The organism is Geofilum rhodophaeum (assembly GCF_002210225.1).
Lineage (GTDB): Bacteria > Bacteroidota > Bacteroidia > Bacteroidales > Marinilabiliaceae > Geofilum > Geofilum rhodophaeum.
This window is the reverse complement of record NZ_MWUJ01000001.1, coordinates 347,357-363,970: the sequence shown is the minus strand read 5'-3', so window position 1 is coordinate 363,970 and position 16,614 is coordinate 347,357. Positions and strand designations below refer to the sequence as shown.

Annotated in this window: 13 protein-coding genes and 2 tRNA genes; 13 read left to right on the top strand and 2 right to left on the bottom strand. The window is 49.9% G+C overall.

Going from position 1 to position 16,614, the window contains the following annotated elements:
* Positions 1-172 precede the first annotated feature (172 nt).
* The 8 genes from B4W65_RS01290 to B4W65_RS01255 all read left to right on the top strand — a co-directional run bounded on the left by B4W65_RS01290 (position 173) and on the right by B4W65_RS01255 (position 10,074).
* On the top strand, positions 173-850 hold the full coding sequence (locus B4W65_RS01290; RefSeq protein ID WP_088653292.1) for an ABC transporter ATP-binding protein: 678 nt from the start codon (positions 173-175) through the stop codon (positions 848-850).
* Positions 837-3,269 (top strand): ABC transporter permease, encoded by a 2,433-nt coding sequence (locus B4W65_RS01285; protein ID WP_088653291.1) that lies wholly within the window; start codon positions 837-839, stop codon positions 3,267-3,269. The genes B4W65_RS01290 and B4W65_RS01285 overlap by 14 nt, the downstream gene beginning before the upstream one ends.
* 95 nt (positions 3,270-3,364) lie before the next feature.
* The gene (gene secDF, locus B4W65_RS01280; protein WP_088653290.1) at positions 3,365-6,367 is read left to right on the top strand and encodes a protein translocase subunit SecDF; all 3,003 of its coding nucleotides are present in this window, start codon (positions 3,365-3,367) and stop codon (positions 6,365-6,367) included.
* 226 nt (positions 6,368-6,593) lie between these two features.
* Positions 6,594-6,944, top strand: coding sequence for a Sec-independent protein translocase subunit TatA/TatB (locus B4W65_RS01275; RefSeq protein ID WP_088653289.1), 351 nt, complete (start codon positions 6,594-6,596; stop codon positions 6,942-6,944).
* A 13-nt stretch (positions 6,945-6,957) separates the two neighbouring features.
* Positions 6,958-7,893, top strand: a complete 936-nt coding sequence (locus B4W65_RS01270) for a calcium/sodium antiporter (protein WP_240509439.1) — start codon at positions 6,958-6,960, stop codon at positions 7,891-7,893.
* Positions 7,894-7,922: 29 nt separating this feature from the next.
* Complete coding sequence (locus tag B4W65_RS01265; RefSeq protein ID WP_088653288.1) at positions 7,923-8,585, top strand: ABC transporter ATP-binding protein; 663 nt, start codon at positions 7,923-7,925, stop codon at positions 8,583-8,585.
* 2 nt (positions 8,586-8,587) lie between these two features.
* Complete coding sequence (locus tag B4W65_RS01260; protein ID WP_240509438.1) at positions 8,588-9,355, top strand: TIGR02757 family protein; 768 nt, start codon at positions 8,588-8,590, stop codon at positions 9,353-9,355.
* A gap of 2 nt (positions 9,356-9,357) precedes the next feature.
* Positions 9,358-10,074 (top strand): tRNA1(Val) (adenine(37)-N6)-methyltransferase, encoded by a 717-nt coding sequence (locus tag B4W65_RS01255; RefSeq protein WP_088653286.1) that lies wholly within the window; start codon positions 9,358-9,360, stop codon positions 10,072-10,074.
* Between the two features lie 7 nt (positions 10,075-10,081).
* Here the strand turns inward: B4W65_RS01255 and B4W65_RS17265 are convergent, their stop codons facing one another.
* Entirely contained in the window at positions 10,082-10,252 is a 171-nt protein-coding gene (locus B4W65_RS17265) for a hypothetical protein (RefSeq protein ID WP_158522749.1), read from the bottom strand.
* Positions 10,253-10,408: 156 nt separating this feature from the next.
* Here B4W65_RS17265 and mutS point away from each other — a divergent pair, with 156 nt between their 5' ends.
* From mutS to B4W65_RS01230, 5 genes are all read left to right on the top strand, one after another.
* On the top strand, positions 10,409-12,988 hold the full coding sequence (mutS, locus tag B4W65_RS01250; RefSeq protein WP_240509437.1) for a DNA mismatch repair protein MutS: 2,580 nt from the start codon (positions 10,409-10,411) through the stop codon (positions 12,986-12,988).
* 148 nt (positions 12,989-13,136) lie between these two features.
* A tRNA-Gly gene (locus B4W65_RS01245) sits at positions 13,137-13,209 on the top strand.
* A gap of 68 nt (positions 13,210-13,277) precedes the next feature.
* Positions 13,278-13,362: transfer RNA gene (locus B4W65_RS01240), tRNA-Leu, on the top strand.
* 230 nt (positions 13,363-13,592) lie between these two features.
* Positions 13,593-15,662 (top strand): leucine-rich repeat protein, encoded by a 2,070-nt coding sequence (locus tag B4W65_RS01235; RefSeq protein ID WP_088653284.1) that lies wholly within the window; start codon positions 13,593-13,595, stop codon positions 15,660-15,662.
* Positions 15,663-15,786: 124 nt separating this feature from the next.
* Complete coding sequence (locus B4W65_RS01230) at positions 15,787-16,092, top strand: hypothetical protein (RefSeq protein ID WP_240509436.1); 306 nt, start codon at positions 15,787-15,789, stop codon at positions 16,090-16,092.
* On the opposite strand, the gene B4W65_RS01225 is transcribed toward B4W65_RS01230, so the two are convergent.
* The gene (locus B4W65_RS01225; RefSeq protein ID WP_088653283.1) at positions 16,089-16,595 is read right to left on the bottom strand and encodes a flavodoxin; all 507 of its coding nucleotides are present in this window, start codon (positions 16,593-16,595) and stop codon (positions 16,089-16,091) included. The two genes, B4W65_RS01230 and B4W65_RS01225, sit on opposite strands and share 4 nt — an antisense overlap.
* Between the last annotated feature and the right edge of the window lie 19 nt (positions 16,596-16,614).

Below are 16,614 nucleotides of genomic sequence, written 5' to 3'. Positions count from 1 at the left end.
ATGCAGAAAACAGACCAAAAGCAGAGGATGCCGGAGGATTTTCCTGTAGGGGTGAGTTAGTTGTCTTGCTTACAGATTTTTGTGTGGTGTTTGTGTGAACCCGCAAGTCGTTGTAAGCAAGAAATTGCTGTCCGATATCGGACGGTGGGTGTACGTTTTAGAACAACTGTATATGATTCATACCAGAGATTTGGTGAAGGGCTACCGGGGTCAGGAGGTGGCTACCCCCGTGCTTATCAATGTTAATATTGATGTGGGCGATGGCGAGTTTGTTGCCGTTGCCGGGCCCTCGGGAAGCGGCAAGTCTACCCTGTTCAACATCCTGGGTTTGTTGGAAGCACCCGATGCGGGCAGCGTTGTTTTTAGGGGAAGGGACGTAGGCGGACTGGGAGAGTCGGAGCGCCTGGCGCTGCGTCGGGGGCACATTGCTTATGTGTTTCGTCAGTTCAATCTGGTGGACGAGCTCAGTGTGGCCGAAAACGTAGAGCTGCCACTCTTATATTTGAAGATGAAACGTGCCGAAAGGCGCGAGCGCCTGGAGGAAGCGCTGGGTCGTTTCGGACTGGGGCATATAAGCAGGCGCTTTCCCCGCCAGTTGAGTGGTTTGCAACAACAGATGACTGCGCTTGCGCGGGCCACCGTTTTTCAGCCCAAGCTCTTATTGGCGGATGAACCAACCGGTAATCTTAATTCAGCCGGAGGTTCTGCCGTAATGGAGGCGCTCTCGGCCATTAATGAAGCCGGAACCACCCTGGTCTTGTTCACCAATTCAATGCAGGAGGCGCAAAAGGCACGCCGCATCATTCAACTCTTTGACGGACATGTAGTCACCGACCATGCGCATACTTAATTTCATAAAGACTTTTTTCAGAAACATTCTGCTTCACAGTGGTTTCTCCTTGTTGACCCTGTTTGGTTTGTCGATTGGTATTGCCATGAGTCTGCTGGTGCTCATTTATGTGTATTATGAGTCGAATTATGACCGGCACTGGTCCGATACCGAACAGATTTATCGTCTTTACAGTTATGGGGAAATCAGTGGCGAAGCCATCAGGAGTGCGGTAACCCCTCAGCCACTGGCTTCAGTGGCAGCCGGCAGCGAAGGGGTAGAGGCTGCGGCACGACTGGTTCCTGGTGCCCGAAAGCTGGTGGCGGGATCCTTTAATCGCTCCCTGGAGTCGGGCTTTTTTTATGCGGATCCCGAGTTTTTTGAGATTTTTGATCTGACTTTTTTAGAGGGGGACCCCCATTCTGCCTTGCGGGACAGTGCGGCAGTGGTTTTGACGCGTACTACTGCGCTTCGGCTGTTTGGTGAGGAAAAGGTCAAAGGAGCCTTGCTTACGGTTGAAGACAGCAGTGTTTTTAGGGTGAGCGCTGTGGTTGAGGACATTCCGGCCAACAGTCATTTTTCGTTCGACTTTTTGGCTTCCTGGCCCGAAGTGGAAGCCCGTTTGCGTAAGCATCCGGGCGACGAAAGGGCGGGTATGATCGACAACTGGCTGCATTTGAATTCTTACACCTACGTAAAAGTTAATGCCCGTGCCGATGTTGCAAAGCTGGGAAGAGCCGTGGCTGAGCGGACCTCTCACGAAGTGGAAGAGCAGGTTGCTGCATCCTTTAGTGGCCGGGGAGAGGAGGAGGGGCGCATTGCCATTGATTTTGGTTTACAGCCGGTGAGTGCTGTCCACTTGCACTCCCAGCTCGACAACGAGCCCAAGGACAGAGCCAGTGCGCTTTATTTATACATTTTCACGGCCATTGCCATTTTTATATTATTGGTGACCGCAGTTAATTTTATGAATTTGACCACCGCCAAGGCAGCGCGACGTTACAAGGAGGTGGCGGTGCGAAAGTATTTTGGTGCCGGACGGCGGATGCTGATTCTGCAATTTCTGACCGAAGCGGTGGCCTTTTCGTTTTTGGCCCTTTTTCTGGCCCTTGTGTTGGTAGAGTGGTTGTTGCCGGTCTTCAATGCCATGTTTCAAATAAGGATGAGTGTGTCGGGTTTTATACGAGAGCCCGATACCATTTGGATTTTGGTGTTGACCATGTCTTTAGGCGTTTTGTCGGGCAGTTATCCGGCCTTGTTTTTTAGTGGACTTAAACCCTGGTCGGCCCTTACTGGCAGCATGCGGGTGAGCCGACTGGGTTTGGTTTTACGGGGATTGCTCATTTCTTTTCAAACCTCCCTTGCTTTAGTCCTGCTGGTCCTTACCCTGGGTATGGCCTGGCAATTGCATCATTTGCAGGGCACCTTCCACGGTTTTCAGGAGGACCATGCTTTGGTTGTAGAATGGGGAGGCACCGATGCGCAAGGCTTGCTTGATTTAAAAGAAGGCTTGCTTCAGCGGTCTGAAGTCGCTAAGGTGGGCCTGGCCGAGTTTGTACCGGGCGACGATCCGACTGTGGTGTCGTTCAGATGGGAAGGAGACAGTGCACGTGTTTTACTCTTGGCCTTGAACTATGTGGACGAAGGTTTTTTTGAGGCGCTGGGCGCTGAGCTGGTTGCAGGAAGGTGGTCGAGGCTAAGCCGGGATTCTTCGGAAACAGCCGAGGTTGTCGTTTCTGCCTCTGCGCTGCGTCTGCTGGGGCAATCGGGTGATCAACAGCAATTTTTGGAGATGATTGGCGGGCGCAGTTCGGCACGGGATTATCGTTTTAAAATAGTTGGCGTGGTGGCCGATATTTCCTTTGCAGGCATTAAGGAGGAGCCACGCCCCATGGTTTTTGTCCTTGATCGGGAAGCTGCCCGGTCGGAACACCTGGTCATTCGCCTGAACAATTCCCCCGAGGGGGATGCTGTAGTGCAGGAAGTGTGGCGGGAGCTGGCCCCCGGACGTGCTATGCATTACAGCAGCCTGGAGGAAGTAAAGGCGGGTTTTTACAGCGAAGAACAGCGCTTTGCCCGTATTGCTGTTGTGTTTGCGTTATTGGCGCTGGTATTGCTGCTTTTTGGACTTATTGGGATGAGTGCCTTTCTGTTGCAATACCATCAAAAGCAGTTGTTTATTCGCAAGGTGCTTTCTGCCGGATTTAAGGACTTGCTTGCTTACAGTTTGCGGGACTATTGGTGGTTTTTGGGTGGTGGCATGGCTGTAGGTCTTCCTGCAGCAGCTTTTGTGCTCCAGTTTTGGTTGGCTGGTTTTTCCAGAATCTTTACCTTACCTTATTACGCCTATGTTTTTCCCATTTTTCTGATGCTTGTACTGGCCTTTGTTGTGGCCTGGATTACAGGGGGCAGAGAAATTCGCAAGGTCGTGGATTCTTAGCGCTTGTCCGCTAGGTTTTAGAAAAAAAATGATATATTTGCGCGTTTGTAAAAAGCACTGAAAAAAGATTTTGAATAGATAAAAAGATTAATCAAATGCAAAACAAAGGAGCGATCAGACTATTTGCCATTCTCTTGGCATTAGTGAGTTTGTACCAGCTGGTTTTCACCTTTCAGACCCGAAAGGTAGAAAATCGTGCAGCTGAATATGCGCAAATGCGGGCCGGGACCGAAGCAAGTCCCGAACAACTGCGTGCTTTCGAAGTACATTACCTGGATTCTATGGCCTATGAACCGGTCTACAATTTCTTTGGTTTACGTAAGTACACCTATATGGATTGTAAGAACCGGGAGATCAATTTTGGTCTGGACTTGAAAGGAGGTATGAACCTGATCCTCGAGGTAAAGGTTTCCGATATTTTGCAGGCTCTTTCCAATTACAACCAGGATGCTTCATTCCTGGCAGCAATTGAATTGGCTGAAGAGCGGGAGAAGACTTCTACCCGTGATTTTGTTTCGCTTTTTGGAGATGCATTTGCTGAGGTTGCCCCCAATGGCAGTTTGGCTGCCATTTTTACTACCGCCGAACTGCGTGAAAAGGTCAGTTACGATATGAACAATGAGGAGGTTTTGTCGGTGTTGCGAGAGGAATCTCTTTCGGCCATCAACAATGCCTTCAACATCATTCGGACCCGTATCGACCGCTTTGGTGTGGTTCAGCCCAACGTACAGCGCCTGCAGAAAGACGGTCAGGTTTTGATTGAGTTGCCCGGTGTTACCGAACCGGATCGCGTACGTAACCTCTTGAGAGGTTCTGCCAGTCTGGAGTTTTGGGAGACTTACGATGTTGAAGACGTGTTCAACTATTTGGTTCAGGCCGATCGTGTAGTGGCTCGTATGGAAGAAGGAGGAAGTGCTGTTGCTGCCGAGGCTCAGGAGGCTGAATCGGAGGAAGTTACAGCTGCTGAAGATATAGATGATTTACTGGGTGAGCTGGAAGGAGACAGTGCTCAGGTCGAAGAGGCCGAAGTTCGTTCTTTGTTTACTTTGCTGCAGCCCAGCGGACAGGGTGCAGGTCCCCTGGTAGGGATTGCTGCCGGACGTAATATGGCACAGATCGACACCTGGTTGCAAAATGAACAGGTGCGCAGTACCCTGCCCCGCGACTTGCGTCTGATGTGGACGGCCAAGCCGATGACCGATAGAGAAAAGGAAATGTATGGACTGACTGATACCCGCGAGAGTTATTATCAGCTCATCGCCATCCGTTCAACCAGTCACGATGGTCGTGCCCCCCTGGAGGGAGATGCCATTTCAAGTGCCAGTGAGCGTGTGAGTCCCACCGGATCCTTTGAAATTGAAATGTCGATGAACAGCGAGGGCGCTAAAACCTGGGCCCGTTTGACCAAGGCCAACGTGGGTAAGTCCATCGCTGTAGTATTGGATGGCTATGTGTACAGTTTCCCAACCGTACAAAATGAAATTCGGGGAGGACAAAGTTCCATTACCGGTAATTTCTCGCCCGAGGAAGCGAAGGATCTTGCCACCATTCTGAATTCTGGTAAACTTCCGGCCCCTGCCCGAATCATTGAAGATACCGTGGTGGGTCCCTCTTTGGGTCAGGAAGCGGTGGATTCCGGTTTGAGTTCCTTTATCTGGGCCTTTGTAGTGGTCTTGCTTTACATGATCCTTTATTATGGATTTAAAGCTGGTTTGGTAGCCGACTTCGCGCTGATCGCCAATATGTTTTTCATCATGGGTGTGCTGGCGGCCTTTAACGCCGTGCTTACGCTTCCTGGTATTGCTGGTATTGTGTTGACCATCGGTATGTCGGTAGATGCCAACGTGCTTATTTATGAGCGCATCCGGGAGGAGCTGCGTTCGGGTAAGGGCCTTCGTCTGGCTGTCAGCGATGGCTACAAGAATGCTTTTTCTGCCATCATCGATGCCAACGTGACCACCTTCCTGACCGGTTTGATTCTTTTCCTTTTTGGAACCGGCCCCATCAAAGGTTTTGCAACAACCCTGATGATTGGTATTGCCACGTCTTTCTTCTCCGCCATCTTCATTACTCGTTTGGTGTATGAGTGGTTGCTGAATTCAAAAATGGACATCACCTTCTCCTCTAAGTGGACCGAGAATTTGTTTGCCAACTTAAAGATTGCCTTCCTGGAGAAAAGGAAAGTGTTCTTTGCGATTTCTTTGGCCTTTATTGTTCTTTCTGTAGGCTCCCTGGCTACACGTGGTCTCAAGCAGGGCATCGATTTTACCGGAGGTCGTACCTATGTGGTACGTTTTGACGAAGCGGTAGATGCAAGTGAAGTCTTTGCTTCCATGTCCGATGCTTTTGAAGGCGCCAATACGGAGGTAAAAACTTTCGGCACAGCGAATCAGATTCGGATTGCCACCAACTTTTTGGTCGACAATACCGAGGATGGCGCCGATGCTCAGGTGCAGGACGCGCTGTTTTCTGGTATTGAACCTTTTCTTCCTGCAGGAACTACTGTAGATGAGTTCAATACCGATCACCTGATGAGTTCGCAGAAGGTAGGACCTACTGTAGCTACCGATATTAGAAATCGTGCAGGATACGCCATTTTCTTTTCACTGGTGGTCATCTTCCTGTATATTTTGCTCCGTTTCCGTCAGTGGCAGTTGGGCCTGGGTGCCATAGCTGCTGTGGCCCACGACGTTTTGGTGGTGCTGGGTATTTTCTCCCTGCTCTACAGCTTCATGCCCTTTGCCATGGAAATTGATCAGGCCTTTATAGCGGCCATTCTTACGGTGATTGGCTACTCCATCAACGACACCGTGGTGGTGTTCGACCGTATCCGCGAATACCGCGCTTTGTATCCCAAGCGGAAAACCCTGGAGGTGTTTAACCTGGCCATCAACTCCACCATCAGTCGTACCATCAATACCTCTATGACTACCCTGGTGGTACTCTTGGTTATCTTTATTTTCGGTAGCGAGGTGATTCGTGGCTTTGTGTTTGCTTTGATTGTGGGTGTATTTGTAGGTACTTACTCCTCCATCTTCATTGCTTCCCCCATTGCCTTTAATTTTATGAAGAAAAAAATCAGCAAGGAAGCCGTTTAATAAGGTACATCCTGAGGAATAATTTTTCGGGGGCTGTCTGCAGATGCAGGCGGCCCCCGACTTTTTACAGATGTTTGTACGAGGGCCGCCTTGCTCTTTGTGGATGAAAAGCAGCCTAATTCGCTCAGCCTTTCTTATCTTTGTCTCTGTAAAGGGGTATGGGTGATTGTTCAAGGCAAGCGCCTTTGGTTTTGATGTTGTTTGCGTATTCTTACAAATTGCTTGTATGACGCTGTTTTTGTTTGGCATATCAATGGGCGAAGTCGTCCTGATTTTTTTGGTGATTTTGATGCTGTTTGGCTCCAAAAATCTGCCTGAGCTCGCGCGTGGTTTGGGCAAGGGGGTAAACAGTTTCAGGCGTGCTGCCGATGAGATAAAGCAAGAATTGTCTGAAGGGATAAGAGAGGTGAAGCACGAAGCGGAGGGGGCTTTTTCGGAGGACGATGCCCCGCTTGAACCCATTGACGATGCGTCCGTTGCAGATGTTTATGGATTAGATGGGGCGGAGGAGGACGGAAGAGAAGACAGAACGGAAGACGGCGATCGGGATTTGTCTTCCCCTGGTAATACGAACTGAAAATATTTTTTTTATGGCCTTTGTTTGGCTTGTTCTGGGATTGGTTTTGTTGTTTTTGAGTGGCGACTGGCTCATAAAGGGCAGTGTGGCGCTCTCTCGTCGGTTTAGGGTCAGCACCCTGGTTATTGGTCTTACCGTGGTGGCCTTTGGGACTTCGGCACCGGAGCTTTTTGTCAGTGTTAAGGCGGCCTGGGATGGGGTGCCAGATTTGGCGGTAGGCAATGTGGTGGGCTCCAACATTGCCAACATTGGCCTCATTCTGGGGTTGGTAGCCATGGTGGTACCTATTGTTTCTCAAAATAGGGGCATTCTTTTTGATTGGGTCGTAATGGTGTTGGCCACCTTGTTGCTGATGTACTTTGCCTACAATGGGACCATTGGATTTTGGGAGGGTTTGACTTTTGTGCTGACTCTGGTGCTGTATGTTTTGTGGTCGGTTTGGCAGGCGCGCCGCAAGTCCGCCCAACAGGGGGAGACTTTTTTGGCCCCCGGTCTTTTGTTGTGGCAGGCGCTCAGCCTCATTGTGTTGTCGGTGGCTGGCCTGTATGTTGGTGCCGAATGGTTGGTGAAAGGGGCCAAATCCCTGGCCTTGAGCTGGGGGGTGAGCGACCGGGTTATTGGGATTTCTGTGGTGGCCTTTGGGACCAGTGTGCCTGAGCTGGCTACTTCCTTAATCGCCGTATTTCGTAAAGAGAACGATATTTCTGTGGGCAATATTATTGGGTCCAACCTCTTTAATATTTTGGCGGTATTGGGCGTTACCTCCCTGATCAGTCCCCTGCGTATTAACGACAACGCCATGTTGTCGGTCGACTTGCTCATCAGTATTTTATTTGCCGTGGTGTTGCTGGTCTTTATGTTGCCCCTTAAGTCGGGCTGCGTGCGGCGTTGGAAGGGCGCCCTCTTGTTTCTGGGCTATGTGTTGTATATGTATGTGTTGTACACCTAGGCTATTCAGCATTCGTAAGACGGAATATTATGGTTGAAGGAAAAAGTATTCATAAATCTTTTGGTCCCGTAAATGTGCTAAGGGGGATTGATGTAAGTATCGGTGCATCTGAAATTGTTTCTATTTTGGGTGCCAGTGGAGCCGGTAAAACGACCCTTTTGCAAATTCTGGGTTCGCTGGATCATGCCGATCAGGGCGAGGTGTACATCAACGGCACCGGCATTCATCAACTTTCAGAAAAGCAGTTGGCCCGTTTTCGCAATCAGCACATCGGATTTGTCTTTCAGTTTCATCAATTATTGCCTGAGTTTTCGGCACTGGAGAATTGTATGTTGCCGGCACTTATTGGTGGAGAAATGCGTAAGGAGGCGGAGCAAAAGGCCGAAAAGCTGTTGGGCTTTTTGGGCTTGTCGCACCGTTTGGAGCACAAACCGGCCGCGCTCAGTGGCGGGGAGAAGCAAAGGGTGGCCGTGGCCAGGGCCCTCATTAACGATCCCCTGGTGGTTTTTGCCGATGAGCCTTCAGGTAATCTGGACTCGCGCAATCAGGAAGAGCTGATGGGCTTGTTTGTATCCTTAAGAGATCAGTTTCGGCAGACTTTCGTCATTGTTACGCACGATGAACATTTGGCGGCGAAGAGCGATCGAACTATTTTTATGCGCGACGGATTGATTATGGACCAAAACCTTTAATCTTGGATCTTTCGGAACTCCAGTTGTTTTTAGAAACGAAGGCGGCTTTCTACAACCAGTCGTGGTTTGTAGAAAGTGATCCCATTGTGGTACCCCATGCTTTTACGAAGAAGGAGGACGTGGAAATAGCGGCTTTTTTGACGGCTACAATGGCTTGGGGGCAGCGCAAGATGATTGTGGCTAAGGCCCGTCAGTTGATGGCGTGGATGGACGATGCGCCGCACGATTTTGTGACTTTGGCCGGCGATCGGGAGCTGCAGCGTTTGTCGCAGTTTGTGTACCGGACTTTCAATGGAGTCGATTGTCAGTACTTTGTGGCTGCCCTGGGGGAGTTGTATCGCAAGGGGGGCGGATTGGAGGGTGTTTTTACCCAGGGCTATCGTAAGGGTGGTTCGGTATGGTCGTCACTGACCTGGTTCAGGGAGCAGTTTATGGCTTTTGAACCGATGGCGCGCACGGGCAAGCATGTGGCCAATGTTCTTAAAGGATCGTCGGCCAAACGTTTGAACATGTTTTTGCGGTGGATGGTGCGTACGGAGGGGCCGGTTGATTTTGGGCTGTGGAAAGGGATTCCGCCTGCAGCTTTGCAAATTCCTTTGGATGTGCATGTGGGCAGGGTGGCCCGCGAGTTGGGCTTGTTGCAACGCAAACAGGACGATCGCAAGGCGGTGGAAGAGTTGACCGCAGTGCTTAAGACCTTCCGTCCCCACGATCCCGTATTCTACGATTATGCGCTTTTCGGTTTGGGTGTTTTTGAAAAGCGCAGCTGACTATGGCCAATAATTATTTTCAGTTTAAGCAATTTAGAATTATTCAGGAGGGCGCCGCCATGAAGGTGGGGACCGACGGGGTGCTGTTGGGTGCCTGGACGCCCTTAAAGGGTGCGGTGCGGGTGCTGGATGTGGGCACCGGAACCGGCTTGTTGGCTTTGATCTTGGCACAACGGGAGGGGGGACTTAAAATTACGGCCCTGGAATTGGATCCGTCTGCTGTCGTGCAGGCACGCACCAATGTGGCGGCTTCTCCCTGGAGCGACCGTATTGCTGTGGTGGAAGCCGATTTCAGGTCTTTTGCCCGGGAGACCACAGAACGCTTTGATTTGTTGATTTGCAATCCGCCCTATTTTCAATCCGGTCCTACAGCGGCTTGTGCTGCACGCGCCCTGGCCCGACACGCCCACGAGTTGAGCCCTTTGGATTTGCTGGACGGGGCTGCAAGGGTTTTGGCGCCCGGTGGGGCTTTGGCACTTGTCCTCCCTGCCCTGCAATGGCCCGATTTTGAGCGGGCTGCGCTTCAAAGGGGCTGGGTTTTAAAGCAACAGTTGGTGGTGCATCCCACACCACATAAAAAAGCCACCCGCATCCTCGGCTGCTGGGGCCGGGAAGCGGGTGCTTTTCTCTCTGAAGATCTGGTGCTGGAATCCGGCGGTCGCCATGTTTACTCTCCCGAGTACCTGGCTTTAACGCGCGAGTTCTACCTTTTTGCCTGAGCGCGCCCTAATCCAGAATCCGGTTGAGAATAATGTGCAGGGCCAAACCGCCCACCAGTAAAAGAGTGGCGGCAATGAGCAGGGCATTTCCGGTAGGATTTTGAATGCTGTACCAGCCTAAAACCCCTACACCAATTAAAATCAACAACACACCAAGGTATTTGATAAAATCGTTCATGACAATGGTTTTTTAAGGTTTAGCTTAAAGTTACAAAGCCCGGATGATTTTTCAAACTCTTATCTGGAAAATGTATCTTTGTGGAGATAAGCGAACAGGAACAGCCTTTATTTTCAATATATGAGTAGTGCCGCCAAAGTAGTACAGACCCCTTTAATGAAACAGTATTATGGAATTAAGAACAAATATCCCGATGCCATTTTGTTGTTTCGGGTGGGCGATTTCTATGAGACTTTTTCGGACGATGCGGTAAAGGTTTCCGGCATCCTCGGCATTACCCTTACCAAGCGGGCCAATGGCGCTGCACAGTCGGTGGAGCTGGCCGGTTTCCCGCACCACGCGCTGGATACTTATTTGCCTAAGTTGGTTCGGGCCGGAGAGCGGGTGGCGGTGTGCGATCAGCTGGAAGATCCTAAAACCACTAAGAACATTGTTAAGCGAGGGGTTACCGAGCTGGTTACCCCGGGGGTTTCGATCAACGACAATATTCTGGAGCATAGGGAGAATAATTTTCTGGCTGCCGTGCATCTCGATGGGAAAAGGGGAGGCGTGGCCTTTCTGGATTTATCTACCGGGGAGTTTATGACCGCGGAGGGGCCTTTCGATTATTTGGAAAAACTGGTGTCGGGTTTCAAGCCCAAGGAAGTTTTGTTTGAGAAGACGCAGCGCAAGCTTTTTGAGGAGGTTTTTGGTACGCGTTGGTACAACTATCCTCTGGAGGACTGGATTTTTACCCCGGAGTCGGCCCGGGACCGTTTGCTGAAGCATTTTGAAACCCGTTCTTTGAAGGGTTTTGGGGTGCAGAATTTGCATCTGGGTATTGTGGCAGCGGGTGCTGTCTTGCAGTATTTGGATCTGACCGAACACCGTCAGGTGACCCACATTACGGCTTTATCGCGCATAGAGGAAGAAAAGTACGTATGGCTCGATCGCTTTACCATGCGCAATCTGGAGCTTTTTCAAGCTTTGAATGAGGGGGGCTGTTCCTTTATTGATGTGGTGGACCATACGCTGACCCCTATGGGGAGTCGGATGCTGAAGCGCTGGGTGGCGCTTCCGCTGAAGGATGTGGATGCCATTGCGGAACGTCAGGCGGTGGTGGAGTCCTTTTTCCGGGAGCCGGAGTTGAAGGATGAGCTGGCTGTGGAGCTAAAGCCTGTGGGGGATTTGGAACGCCTGGTGTCCAAGGTGGCTGCCGGTCGCCTTTCGCCGCGCGAAATGCGGCAATTGGGCCGGGCCCTGCAACACCTGGTTCCCATTAAAGCGGCCTGCGAGGGCGCGGCCGATTCGGCTTTGCAGGTTTTGGGGCGAGACCTCGATGCCTGTCGGGAGATGGCCGAACGCATCCATCGGGAGCTGGAAAACGATCCGCCGGCCTTGCTGAACAGGGGGGGCGTTATTCGTTCCGGAGTTTCTGCGGAGCTCGATGAGCTGCGCAGCATTGCTTACTCGGGGAAGGATTATTTGGCTGAGCTTCAGAAGCGGGAAGGGGAGCGTACGGGGATTTCCTCCCTAAAGATTGCTTTCAACAATGTTTTTGGTTACTACATAGAGGTACGCAATACGCATAAGGACAAGGTGCCGGAGACCTGGATCCGTAAGCAGACCCTGGTCAATGCCGAGCGCTACATTACCGAGGAGCTTAAGGAGTATGAGCATAAGATTTTGGGGGCTGAGGAGAAGATTCTGAGTCTTGAAACCGCCTTATACAACGACTTGTTGGCAGCGGTGACGGAGTACATCCCTGCCATTCAGAAAAATGCCGCGTTTTTGGCGCGTCTGGATTGCTTGCTGGGTTTTGCTGTGCTGGCACAGCAAAACAATTATGTGCGCCCGGTGGTCGACGACAGTCTGGTGGTGGACATCAAGGCGGGGCGTCATCCGGTTATAGAGCGTCAATTGCCTCCCGGCGAATCCTACATTCCCAACGATGTTTTCTTAGATAATGAGCAGCAGCAAATCATCATCATTACCGGTCCCAACATGGCCGGTAAGAGTGCCCTGCTGCGGCAAACGGCGCTGATTGTGCTGCTGGCACAAATCGGAAGTTTTGTGCCGGCCGAAAGTGCGCGCATCGGCATGGTGGATAAGATCTTTACGCGGGTGGGGGCCTCGGACAATATCTCGCAGGGGGAATCGACCTTTATGGTGGAAATGAACGAAGCGGCGAGCATCCTGAACAATATTTCGAAGCGAAGTCTGGTCTTGTTCGACGAGCTGGGCCGGGGCACGAGTACCTACGACGGCATTTCCATTGCCTGGAGTATTGTGGAATACATCCACGAACATCCGCAGGGTGCCGCCAAAACCCTGTTTGCTACCCACTACCACGAACTCAATGAGATGGCCAAATCCTTCAAGCGCTGCAAAAACTTCAATGTATCGGTCCGGGAGGTCGACAATAAGGTGATTTTCCTGCGCAAACTGGTGGCCGGGGGCAGCAACCACAGTTTTGGTATTCATGTGGCCCGCATGGCCGGAATGCCGCGCAGTGTGGTTAAAAGAGCCGATGCCATTCTTAAAGAGCTGGAAGATACCCACCGCAAGGGGCAGTTGTCGAAACCCGTTGGAGAGCTGGCGGGGCACCGGGAGGGTTTGCAGTTGAGTTTTTTTCAGCTGGACGATCCGGTGCTGAAGCAGATTCGTGACAGCATTGCAGCGCTCGACATCAACAATCTGACCCCCATGGAAGCACTGAATCAGTTGAATGAGATCAAAAAGATAGCGGGGCTTTAAGCGGCCTTGTGGGGCTAAGGGTTTGACTCTGCCTTATTTAGTCGCAGGCCCTGTTGTTGCTGCATTTTTTCATGAATTTTTTTGCGTCGGAGTGTTGGTGTAAATGAAAAAAGGCTTTATATTTGCACACGTAATCGAAAGACATAATGCGAAAATAGCTCAGTTGGTAGAGCACGACCTTGCCAAGGTCGGGGTCGCGGGTTCGAGTCCCGTTTTTCGCTCTAAAAGGATGAAACGAGAGGCCCTGGAAAAAGGAAATCTCGTTTTTCTGTCTTAATTGCAATGGTCTGCCCGGATGGTGGAATTGGTAGACACGCAGGACTTAAAATCCTGTGGCCATTGCGGCCGTGCGGGTTCAATTCCCGCTCCGGGTACCGAGCGTCCCTGTAAACTTTGGTTTGCAGGGACGCTTTTTTGTTAATGAGTTTTTGTAAGGGAAATGGATCATAACAAGAGTCTTCTAAATGTAATTATTTATCGTGCCATTGTATTATGGGCTCATTCGTTTTAGGCCTGTTCTTAATATGGAATCATTCTACTTGGCCTGCTCTGTGTTTTTTCGCAATTTTCGAGGTTTAAATATGTTTTACTTAACCAATACTCAATGAAGAATTTTTACAATTTGAGCGCTTTGGCTGCCCCTGTAAAAAAAGGGGGAGCAATCTTGTTTATGCTGGGATTAGCACTTACCGCAAAAGCTCAGTATACCTTAACCGAAGCCGACGTAGAGCTGGATGAAGATGGCTACATCACCAGCTGCTCCTACGATTTTACTGAGAAGGAGTTGATTATTCCCGCCACCATTGGAGAACAGGCAGTTCTTGGTATCGCGGATAGTTTCGGTGCATGGGGGGCTATTTTTGCCGATAAAGGACTCACTTCAATCACCCTTCCGGAGGGGATGGTGCACTTGGGGGATTATGCTTTTTACAAAAATGCCCTAACCAGTCTGGTGGTGCCCGAGGGGGTTACTTACATTGGAAAGTCTGCTTTTCAAAGTAACAGCATTGTCGATTTGGAGTTGCCCTCCACCTTGAAAGTTATTGAGAGCACTGCCTTTTATTTTTGTGATGTAGCTTCCCTGGAGTTGCCAGAAGGTCTTGAGCAAATTAAATCCAACGCTTTTGGTGCTAACGAGTTTACTGCGCTTATTCTTCCTGCTTCTCTGAAACTGATTGAAGCCAATGCGCTTGGCAGTGGAATTGACAAATTGGTTTTGCCCGAATCGTTAACCGGTGCATACAGTCAATGGGCTAATTCTAAAGGAGGCTTGTTTGCTGCCGGTGAAGAGATTGACTACGATTCTTCGGCAGACTATTGGCCCATTCTTACTTATACATTAACAGATGATGATGTAACGGTAGAAGAGGGCGTAATCACTGCTTGCAGTGCCGATTTGGAGGGTTTTGTAGTGACTATCCCCAATGTGCTTGAGGAGCAGTCCATAAGCGGAATTTCTGGTGGGACATTTGTTGACGGAGTGCGAATCGGTCCTTTTGTTGACAAAGGAATTAAAGGTGTGGTACTGCCTGCAGGACTTAAACGGATAGAGGATTACACATTCTTTTCCAATACGCTGTCTGAGGTGGTGATTCCCTCGGGAGTGGAGTTTATAGGGCAGGCTGCCTTTGCTAAGAATCAGTTGACGGAGGTACAGTTTCAAGGAGAATCTCAATTATTGTTCATTACCTGGAGTGCTTTTAACGATAATTACGGTCTTTCTCTTAGTTTTCCGGAGGTTTCCAGGGATGGTTTTGCCGGTTGGCAGGACAGTAATGGAGTTCTGTATCAGGCTGGCGATGAGCTGGTGGATAAGCAGTTGAATTATGCGGCTAAGGTGCCTTATGTTATTACAGACGAGGATGTTGTGGTTGAAAATGGTTTCATTCAAAGCACCTCGTACAACAGCAATTACAAGTTTATCATCATTCCTGATGAGCTGGATGGCCAAGCTGTAAAGGGGATTAAAGCCCTTACTGAGAACGGCATTTTCTCGCATAAAGGGATGTATGAATTGACTCTGCCTACAACTCTGGAAGAGCTTTGTTTTGCAGCCTTCGCCTGGAACAATCTGTCAGAGATCGATTTGTCGCGTTGTGTTAATTTGAGTAGTATTGATGAGTATGCCTTTTATAGAAACAAACTGAATAGTTTGGTGGTGCCTGCAACCGTTGCCGAAATTGGCAGTGAGGCTTTTGCAAGCAACAGGTTGACGGAAGTTGGTTTTGAGGAGCCGGCACAGGTGGCTTTGATGGGGGCCTCTGCATTTAATGCCAACAGCGAAGATCTGGAACTGGTATTCCCTACCCCTGTGAAAGAGGGCTTTGAGTTTAAATATTGGATCAATTGGAGCGATGAGACTTTTGAGGGAGGGGCACTTGTTCCTGATTTAAAGCGCGAATATGAAGCTGTGTTTTCAAAAATTCCGACCTCCCTTGATGAGCACATGGCGGATGCCCTTGAGTGGACACTTGTGGGGAATCAATTGGCGATAGAAAGTCCGGAGTCTTTGGTTCTTAAGCTGTACAATATGAGCGGTCAGTTGGTTTATGAGTCCGCAGTCCCTTCTGGTGCACAGACGATTGATCTCGATTTTGTTGCTGCTGGCACATTTGTTTTGAAAGCCAAAGGAGAAAATGGCTGGATGAGAACGAAGAAGATAATAATGCAGTAGGGCTGGTTTGCCTTAAAACTTGTGTATCTAAAAGAACAGAAGGAGGATGGGAAACCATCCTCCTTTTTTGGAGTCAACTGGCTTGTGCTTCTGAAATTGTGCGACTTAAGAAAAATAGCTATTTTTGGACTTTAATTTGAGCGAAGGAATGCGTAAAAACTCCCCAAAGAAACAAGTGCCTGCCTCCAGACAAAGAGATGCCGCTTTGCGGCGACACCACAAGGTGACGGTGTTGCTTAACGATAAGGAGCTGGAGGCTATTGAGGTATATTGCAAAAAATACCGACAGAAAAGCAAGTCCACTTTTTTGCGGGAGGCTGCTTTGCGGTCGGTTATGACCCGCTTTCTGGAGGATTATCCCACCCTCTTTGAAAAACGGGAGCTCGATAATTTGGTGGTGACTGCAGGCAGCACCGGAACCGACGACTAGGTCGGGAGTTGATCTTTTATGGCCTGCACCCAGCTTTTTAAACGGAAATCGCTCAAATCCGGCTCATTGTCCTCGTCGAGAGCCAGACCCACCAGTTGTCCATCCACTACTGCTTTGGAGGTGGTGAAGTCGTAATCATCTACCGGCCAGGCGCCTACAAAATGCACGTCCTTGTTTTCCAACAATTCGTAGATTTTCCCCATGCCGTCGCAAAACGAATCGGGATAATTTTGCTGATCGCCTAAGCCGAAAAGGGCAACGGTCTTGCCCTTTAAATCTTCGAGCAATAAGAGGTCCATAAAGGTTTCAAACTCATCTTGCAGCAGACCGACCCCCCAGGTAGAGGTCCCTAAAATAAGTGCCTTGTAGTTCTGTAATTCCGAAGGCTGTACTTCGGAGGCTTCCCTAAGGGCAGCGCCGGGAAGCAGCAGTTGCAGTTTTTCTGCTACAAACTGGGTGTTGCCCAGTGAGGATCCGTATATGATGAGGATGCTTTGGTACATGTTGTCTTTGTTTATTTAG